Source organism: Nocardioides hungaricus (genome assembly GCF_054782915.1).
On the sequence record NZ_BAAGRO010000003.1, the window covers coordinates 121475 to 130306 of the forward strand.

At 67.7% G+C, this 8832-nt stretch carries 8 protein-coding genes; 7 read left to right on the forward strand and 1 reads right to left on the reverse strand.

The annotated features are described in order from the left end of the window. Window position 1 precedes the first annotated feature (1 nt). From ACYVKX_RS01640 to ACYVKX_RS01670, 7 genes are all read left to right on the forward strand, one after another. Window positions 2–598, forward strand: coding sequence for an urease subunit gamma (locus ACYVKX_RS01640; RefSeq protein WP_460828774.1), 597 nt, complete (start codon window positions 2–4; stop codon window positions 596–598). A gap of 2 nt (window positions 599–600) precedes the next feature. Further along, a complete protein-coding gene (locus ACYVKX_RS01645; RefSeq protein WP_460828775.1) occupies window positions 601–2280 on the forward strand; it encodes an urease subunit alpha in 1680 nt (559 codons plus the stop codon). A gap of 123 nt (window positions 2281–2403) precedes the next feature. Next, window positions 2404–3363, forward strand: coding sequence for a dimethylarginine dimethylaminohydrolase family protein (locus ACYVKX_RS01650; RefSeq protein WP_460828776.1), 960 nt, complete (start codon window positions 2404–2406; stop codon window positions 3361–3363). Between the two features lie 28 nt (window positions 3364–3391). Beyond that, the gene (locus ACYVKX_RS01655; protein ID WP_460828778.1) at window positions 3392–4189 is read left to right on the forward strand and encodes a coniferyl-alcohol dehydrogenase; all 798 of its coding nucleotides are present in this window, start codon (window positions 3392–3394) and stop codon (window positions 4187–4189) included. A gap of 34 nt (window positions 4190–4223) precedes the next feature. Then, window positions 4224–4994: a class II aldolase/adducin family protein gene (locus ACYVKX_RS01660; RefSeq protein WP_460828779.1), complete on the forward strand. Its 771-nt coding sequence runs from the start codon at window positions 4224–4226 to the stop codon at window positions 4992–4994. A gap of 109 nt (window positions 4995–5103) precedes the next feature. Continuing rightward, on the forward strand, window positions 5104–6012 hold the full coding sequence (locus ACYVKX_RS01665; RefSeq protein WP_460828781.1) for a 2-hydroxyacid dehydrogenase: 909 nt from the start codon (window positions 5104–5106) through the stop codon (window positions 6010–6012). 205 nt (window positions 6013–6217) lie between these two features. After that, window positions 6218–7003 (forward strand): maleylpyruvate isomerase N-terminal domain-containing protein, encoded by a 786-nt coding sequence (locus tag ACYVKX_RS01670; protein ID WP_460828782.1) that lies wholly within the window; start codon window positions 6218–6220, stop codon window positions 7001–7003. A gap of 196 nt (window positions 7004–7199) precedes the next feature. On the opposite strand, the gene ACYVKX_RS01675 is transcribed toward ACYVKX_RS01670, so the two are convergent. Continuing rightward, window positions 7200–8756, reverse strand: coding sequence for a PucR family transcriptional regulator (locus tag ACYVKX_RS01675; protein ID WP_460828783.1), 1557 nt, complete (start codon window positions 8754–8756; stop codon window positions 7200–7202). Window positions 8757–8832 lie beyond the last annotated feature (76 nt).

The following is an 8832-nucleotide window of genomic DNA, read 5'->3' on the forward strand; positions in this document are numbered from 1 at the left end:
CATGCACCTGACCATCCGTGAACGTGAGCGGATCGAGCTGTACCAGGTCGCCGAGTTCGCGCGTCGCCGACTGCGGCGAGGCTCCCGCATCTCGGCACCGGAGGCGATCGCGGTCGTCTGCGATGAGATCCTCGAGCTCGCGTGGGACGGTGCCTCTCTCGACGAGGTGGTCGCGGCCGCGTACCGGGTGGTCGACGTCAGCCAACTGCTACCCGGTGTGCCGAACCTGGTGCCCCAGATCCAGGTCGAGGCGCTCTTTCCCCAGGGAACCGCTCTGGTCTCGGTCGACTGGCCATTCGGGCAACCCGATGCCGCCGGACCGGGGGCACTGCTGAGCGCGGACGGCGACATCGTCATCGACCGCGACCGCGAGGTCGTCCACCTGAGCGTCACCAACACCTCCGACCGGCCGGTCTTCGTCTCCTCGCACTTCCCGATCGCGCAGGCGAACTCCGACCTCGACTTCGATCGGGAGAGCGCCGAGGGCATGCGGCTCAACATCCCGGCCGGAACGTCGGCGACGTTCGAGCCAGGAACCACGAGTGAGGTCGCCCTGACTCCAGTCCGCCGCCAGACCGCAGCACGCGCGGACGTATGAGTATGAAGATCTCGCGCCAGCAGTACGCGAAGCTCTATGGCCCGACCGTCGGCGACTCCGTTCGCCTCGGAGACACCGACCTGTGGGTACGCATCGCCGCCGATGACAGCCACTACGGCGACGAACTGTTGGGCGGCTGCGGCAAGACGCTTCGCGACGGCCTCCTCGTGAGTGCGCATCGGGAGTCCGCGCTCGACATGGTGGTCACGAGCGTCGTCGTCCTGGATCCCGTCCTGGGCGTCCGCAAGACGAACATCGGGGTCAAGGACGGCCGAATCGTCTCGATCGGAAGTGCCGGAAATCCCGACCACGGCGCGGACCTCGACGGCGTCGTCGACAGCCACACGGCCATCGTGCCCGGAGAGGGCCTGATCGCGACCGCCGGCGCGGTGGACTCTCATGTCCACCTCTCGTCGCCGGAGCTGGTCCCCGCCGCCCTCTCGGCCGGCGTCACCACCATCGTCGGGATGGGACTGGGCGGCGTCTGGGACGTCGGCTGCAATCCGGCTCGCAACCTCCACCTGCTCATGGAGGCATGGAGAGGTCTGCCGATGAACGTCGCGTTCCTCGCTCGGGGATCGACCGCCTCGACATCGCTCCACGAGGACGCCGTCGCGTCGGGTGCCGGAGGCTTCAAGGTCCACGAGGACTTCGGCGCGACGCCGGACATCATCGACGCGTGTCTCGCCGCAGCCGAGGGCGCGGACCTGCCGGTGGCGATCCATACCGACTCCCTCAACGAGTCTGGATCTCTCCAAGACACTGTCGACGCAACCCGGGGGCGGACGGTTCACGCGTACCACGTCGAAGGTGGCGGGGGACACCCGAACCTCCTGGAGATCCTCTCGGTTCCCCACGTCCTCCCGTCGTCGACCACCCCGACGATTCCCTACACCGCTCATACGGCTGCCGAGCTCATGCCGATGACGATGACGGTCCATCGCCAGAACCCGGCGATCCCGACCGACATCGAGGTCAGCAGGCGACGGATCCGCGACCGGGCGATCCAAGCAGAGAACGTCCTCCACGACATCGGTGCGATCGGGATCGTGAACTCCGACTCGATGGGCATGGGTCGCATCGCCGAGACGGTGCGCAGGACCTGGCAGCTCGCCTCGCTCTCCGGGGTGCGCGCCGGAGAGTTCGGGCCCTACGCCGACTCGACCAACAGGGTGCTCCGCTATCTGGCCAAGATCACCCTCAACCCCGCGGTCGCCCACGGCCTCGCGCACGAGGTCGGCTCACTCCAAGTGGGGCGCCTCGCCGACATCGTGCTCTGGAACCCCGCCTGGTTCGGTGCGAAACCCGAGCTGGTCCTCAAGGCAGGATTCGCAGTCTGGGGAAACGTCGGAAGCCCCGCGGGATCGACACGACTGGGCGAGCCGCGCGCCTACGGGCCCTACTTCGGAGCGCTCGGCGGAGCGCCCGAGCAACTTGCGCGGGTGTTCGTCTCGGGCGAGACGCTCGATGACTCAAGGCTGAGGTCCAACCTGCCTGGCGGGCTCCGATACTCCAGAATCGCGCGCTCGCGCGGCCTCACGCGGGCCGACCTGCTGCACAACGAACGCGTCGTCGACGTCGTCGTTCCGACCGATGACTCACCGGTCACGGTCGACGGCGGCGCAGTCAGCTTCGACGCGCCCGACTCTGTCCCCTTGGGACGTGCCCACCAGTTCGGATGAGGCCTCAGAGCGACGCCGCTGACCGCCGTCGCGACCGGGCCACCACGAGAGAGAACGGATCTGATGACTTCCGCCGAAGGTACGCGATCGCTCCCTGAACGTCTGACCGCTGACAGCGCCTACGTGCAGGGACGCGTCGAGCTGGCGACACGACACTTCAACGACCCCGACGAGCTGCGTTCGGTCTGGGGCGAGGAGTGGGGTGCGACCTCCGACGTCGGCCAGCTGCGCCGAGTCATGCTCCGACGACCGGGCAGCGAGTTCGAGGCGCTGGACGTCTCTCAGTTCGACGGCGCACTCGGCGCCGCGTTCGATCCGGACGGAATGGGCTACTGGTACGGCCGCGACGCACCGGACCTCGCGCGGATGCAGGCGCAGCACGACAACCTCGTGGCAACGCTACAGGGCCACGGGGTGCAGACGGAGGTTCTCGCGCCGCTTCCCGGCAAGTTCACCAAGTCGATCTACATGCGTGACCCGTTGGTCACGACCAAGGGTGGCGCGATCATCACCCGACTCGCGCCCACGATGCGCCGCGGCGAGGAGGCCTTCGTCACCCGGACGGTGGCCGCGCTCGGCATGCCGATCCTCGGCACGATCTCGGGTGGCGGGTTCGTCGAGGGCGGCTCGGTGATCAAGCTGACCCCGAAGGTCTACCTCTACGGCTCCGGGATCCGGTGCAACCGGGAGGGAGGCGACCAGCTCGCCGAGATGCTGCGGTGGCACGGCGTCGAGCTGATCCAGGTGCCGCTGAGCGGCTACAAGCTGCACCTGGACGGGGCGCTGGCCATGGTCGACGTCGACCGGGCGCTTCTCAACCCTGCGAGCACGCCCCACTGGCTCCCCGACCTGATGCGGGAGCACGGCGTACACCCGATCTGGATCGACCCCGACCAGTCCTGGGCCGTCAACGGCCTGACGCTGGCGCCCGGACACGTGCTGCTCTCCACCACCGTCGAGAAGACCGCCGAGAAGCTCGACAGCCTCGGCGTCAAGGTCGACCTCATCGACTACGACGCCATCCAGGCCAACGGGGGTGGCATCCACTGCTCCACGCAGGAACTCCTCCGTGACGACGTCTGATCACCGACTCCATCGAAGGCAGGAAGACATGAGCTCCCGTACCGTCGTCGTCACCGGTGGATCGTCCGGAATCGGCGCACAGACCGTCGCGAAGTTCGGCGCGGACGGATCCCACGTGATCATCCTCGATCGGTCTGCGCCCACCACACCCCTCGGGGACAACCAGCGCTGGATCCAGACCGACCTGTCCAACGCCGCTTCGATCGACACCGCTCTCCGACAGATCGACGACGTTGACGTCCTCTGCAACGTCGCGGGACTGTCGGGAGCCGGTCCGATCCCGGCCACCGTCGCAGTCAACTTCCTCGCCGTCCGGCACCTGGTCGACAACCTCGCCGACCGTATCCGCCGCGGGGGCGCCGTGGTCAACGTCGCCAGCACGGCGGGATGGCGGTGGCGGAACGGACTGACGCCGGTCAACGAGCTGATCAAGACCGACGGCTTCACTGCCGGACTCGCGTGGGCCGAGTCCAACATCGACAGCGGGTACCGGGCCTACGAACGAACGAAGCAGGCTGTCATCGTCTGGAGCAACGTCGCATCCCAGCAGTACCTCGGACAGTTCCGCGTCAACAGTGTGAGCCCCGGCCCCGTCGATACTCCGTTGCTCGACGAGTTCTACGAGTCGATGGGGCACGAGGAGCTCGACCCCCTCACCGCTCGCGGCGGCCGGAACGGCCGACCGGCCGAGATCGCAGAGGTCATCTACTTCCTCGCATCCCCGTCCAGCAGTTGGATCAACGGCACCGACATCGTCGTGGACGCCGGCGCCGAGATGGCCGAGTTCCTCGCCTCCGAGGGCGTGCTCGACGACCAGCGGATCTGACTCCACGAGTCCACACAAGACGATAGGAAGATCGATGACAACTCTCCAGATCGACGTCCCGACAGCTCAGACCGAGGCGGAGCTCCGCCGGGAGCTTGCCGCCGTCTACCGGCTGGTCGCTCACTACCAGATGACCGACCTGATCTACACCCACATCTCGGCTCGCCTGCCGGGCGACGAGCCGCGGTTTCTGATCAACCCGTACGGCCTGATGTTCGAGGAGATCACTGCGTCCTCGCTCGTGGTCGTGGACCTCGACGGAAACATCCTCGAGCCCACTCCCTACATCGTGAACCCTGCCGGTTTCGTGATCCACTCTGCCGTTCATGCTGCGCGTGACGACGCTCATTCGGTGCTCCACACGCACACGCGCGCAGGGTGCGCCGTCGCGGCAACGCAGGAGGGGCTGCTCCCCGTCAACCAGATGAGTCTCGAGTTCTACAACCGTGTGGGGTACCACGACTACGAAGGGATCGCGCTGAACAAGGACGAGCAGGTGCGCCTCGTCGCGAACCTGGGCGACCACCCGGCGCTGATCCTCCGCAACCACGGACTCCTCACCGTCGGAGAGTCGCCGCGCCAGGCATTCGTCCGGATGTTCTACCTCAACCGCGCCTGTGAGATCCAGGTGAGCGCCATGTCCGGCGGGACGCTCCTGCTCCCGTCGCCGGAGGTCTGCGACTACACCGCGAAGCAGTTCACCGGGGAGAGCGCCGTGGACTACACCGACGAGCACGGCGCAGCTCTGCTGTGGGCCGCCCTGCTTCGGCAGCTCGACCGCATCGCCCCGGACTATGCCGACTGAGGCGAACGGACCGGCGCACTCGACGAGCCGACTTCCCAGGACCCTCATCGGTCCTCTCGTAGACGACGACACGAAGGATCTTCTCGCCGAACCCGCGATCCAGGCAGCGATGAGCGGGCTGGGTCGGGTGACGTTGTCCGAGGCGGCCTCGAGCACCGACGGGTTCCACGCCGAGCTCGCGGACGCGGACGCACTGATCCTCATCAGGAGCCTCGCCGAGAACGACGTCGCAGCCGCGACACGGCTGCAGATCGTCTCAGTGACGGCTACCGGGTATCAGTTCTACGTCGACGCGGACGACCTGCACGCTCGCGGGATCCGAGTCGGCTACGTCCCTCACTACGGCGCTGACGCTGTCGCGGAGCACTCGCTGGCAATCATCCTGTCAGTCGCCAAGAACATCGTGCCGGCGAGCGCGGCCGTGCGGTCGGGGGCCTGGCCGCAGCCGATGAGCCTTCAACTGTCAGGTGGGCTCGCGGGGGTCGTCGGACTCGGACCGATCGGGCGCCGAATGGTCGACCTGCTCGAAGGCATCGGGATGCGGGTCCTGGTCTGGACCCGCGATCCTGACCCGGCGCGGCTGGAGGGCTCCGACGCCGAGTTTGCGGACTTGGAGACGATCTTCTGCTCGGCTGATGCGATCAGTCTGCACGCCGCTCTGACCGCGCAGTCGCGAGGCATGATCACCGGCAAACTGCTCCAGTCGTGCCGGCCCGGCGCCGTCTTCGTCAATACCGCCAGGGCCGAACTCGTGGAGGACGGTGCTCTCGAGCGGGTGGTCGCCGCCGGCCGGGTGCGAGGAGGTGTCGACGTGCTGGCGACGGAGCCGCCGACCAGGTCAGAGCTCTCGCACCTTCCACCAGAGCTGCTCGTGACGCCGCATACGGCGTACAACACGCGGGAAGCAGCAGTCGCTCTCGTCCTCGGAGCGATCCGGAACGTCACGGCTCACCTCGCCCGGGAACCGCTGGCGGGCGAGGCGAGGCCGAGGCTGCGTCGTACGAACCTCGGGCAGTGAGACCGGACCCCGACGGGGTACGCCGGGAGCGGAGACGCGATCGACGGCTCGCGAACGTTCGTGCGCAGCATCCCGGGGCCCGGCTGGGGACGCCGGACCGCACTCGAAGTGGGTGTCCAGGTGTGCAGACCGGCGGGTACCCGACGCGTCGATCGACCTACTGTGCTCCTCACCGCGGATCGGTCGGCAAACAAGGAGAGCCTTCATGACCAAGCAAGGACTGGCGGCCCTGCCCGAGCTCGCTCGCACGGCAATCGAGCTCGGCGAGAGCCTCTCGGAGACCGACTGGGCACAGCCGAGCGCCTGCCCCGGTTGGAGTGTCCACGACATCTTCGTCCACCTGGCTTGCACGCTCCGCGAATCCGTCGACCCGGAGTCGATGCCTCCGCCCGTGCCCGGGAAGATCGAGCGAAGCAACGATCGGGCTGTAGCGGCATTCAGGAGCCTGACTCCCCGCCAGACCCTCGACCTGTACCGGGACCTGATCGAGCCGGCTCTGGTCATCCACGACAATGCGCAAACCGGTGATGCGGCCAGCCGTGAGGTGGACCTCGAAGACGCCGGCACCTATCCCGCGCATCTGATGGTCGATTCACTGGTCTTCGATCACTACTGCCACCTTCGCCACGACCTCGGAGGATTCGGCCCGCTGGACTTCTCGGTCAGGGCGGACGCCGTGGTCATGGAGTCTTCGCTCTCCTGGTTGATCGCAGGACTGCCACAGATGTCAGCCGCGCGTCTGCCGTCCGTGCTGACCGCGCCGGTCTCCCTCGAGCTGACCGGTCCCGGTGGTGGAACCTGGACCCTCGCGCCGGTTCCGACCACGATCGAGGTGAAGGCGGCAACCCACGAGGCGGACGCCGCGATCAGCTCCACGGCCGAAGACTTCCTCGTCTGGGGAACGCATCGCGGGGATTGGCGGGAGTACGTCCGCCTGGGCGGTGACGTATCTCTGGCGGCCCAGGTGGTCGACGCGATCAAGGTCTTCTGACGACGACTCGAGGTCGACGTCAACGCAGGGGGTGCCGTCTGTCGTGGATCGGATCGGTCTGGTTGCCCCCTCGGTCCCCGCACGGACCGGCCCTTCCAGTCGCCCCGCGGGTTGTGTCGATCAACTCGGAAGGGGTCGGCGGCGCATCGTGCGCGGCCATCGTGTCAGGCGCGTGGTAGCGGGTTCGCGGCAAGAGCTACGCGCTCCCGTCTCGAGCGATCCGCAGAGCCGCCCAGAGGTTCAGCCGGGAGGTCGGGTCGTCGAGGTCGAAGCTCAGCGCCCGTTCGATCTCACGCACACGAGCGCGAACCGTGTTGCGGTGCATCCCGAGCTCGTCGGCGACGATGTGGACCCTCCCGTGATGGCGGATATAGGAATGGGCCACGTCGGTCAGATCGGCTCTGCCTGTTCTCGTGGCCCCGAGCCTGCTCAGTAGCTCTTCCGCGAAGTCCTCTCGCGCCGACGGATCGACCAGTGCCGTCAGGCCGGAGTCGCTGAGGTCGCCCCACTTCACGACCGGTCTGGTCGGCGTTGCCTGCTCGAGGGCGAACCCCGCCGACCTGAAGCTTCGGCCGACCTCGCTGACCGGGACCGGTCCGCCGACGCCCGCCGTAGTTCGAGTTCCTTCGAGCATGGAGACCCAGGCGTCGGATGTGGCCACGTCACACAGGACGTGGAGCTCGGACTCGCCCCGAGCTGCCGCCACCAGCCCGCGGCCGTCTGGCGAGCCTTCTGCACGGGCCAGGAGCCGCAGCAGGTCCTCCCTCGGTCCGCGAACGCGAACGACGGCCAGGCGACCCTTGAGGCGGACCGCGGCGGAAGTCCCCGTCGGGTCTGCTGCATCGATGACGATCTCTGCTGCTCGCACCTCGCCCGTCAACAGCAGATCGAGCGCGCGACGTCGGAGCTTGCGACCGACTTCGCGTTGCTCGAGCCGGCGGTCCAGTTCGAGGCCCAGCAGTGAGATCGAGGCCATGACGGCGGTGCGCTGATAGTCGGTGAGAACCTCGAGCGATCGCACCGCGACGTACGCCTCCGCCGGCTCCCGAAGGCCGATCGGTTGGAGGATGGTGTTGCCCTCCGCCGATGACCAAGCGGCGACCGCGCCGAGGCCGCGAGGAAGCAGGTTCGTGAGCTCCGCCCGAATGTCTCCGAGGTCGTGGTCGGCCGACTTGTCGAACACCGCCTCGGACAGGAGGTCGCCCTCGGGGCTGAGCAGCCAGACGGCGCCGGCGACGTGGCGCGCAAGCTCTTCTGCGATGGCGGCCGGCGCGTCCCGGCGTCGCGATGCCTGGGCAAGACGTCGCTGAAGCGCGACGGCTTCTCGTGCGGCTGAGCTGTCGCGGTCTTCGAGTAGGCCAGCAACGGCCTGGCTGATGGACACGAAGCTGGTCTGCATGGGCACCGTCAGGAGGTTGACGCCGAGTCTCGAACAGGCCGCAACAAGCTCCGGCGGCACGGTGGAGTGGGTGAGGGTGGGGCCCGTGGCGATGCCGAGTGCCGAGACTCGCGAGGTACGCAGGTGCCCGACGTACTGGTCCCACTCGGCCACGCCCCAACCGCGGGTCTCGAGCCCGGTGAAGAGGAGCAGCTCGCCGCCCTCGAGAAAGGGCGAGGGGTCCGGCATCTCGTTGGTCGCGACCCAGCGCACGGCGGTGGCGGGGTCCGGACAGACGACGACCTCCACATCGACGTCCGTCGCCAACACTTCTGCAAGCGAGACCACGGGCCCATTATGCACTTCGTCGAGCATCAAAAATATGGCTCTCCTGACTGATCCGTGGGTCATATCCGGCCGGGGAGGACAGGCTTGTGGCCGCCGAGGTTGA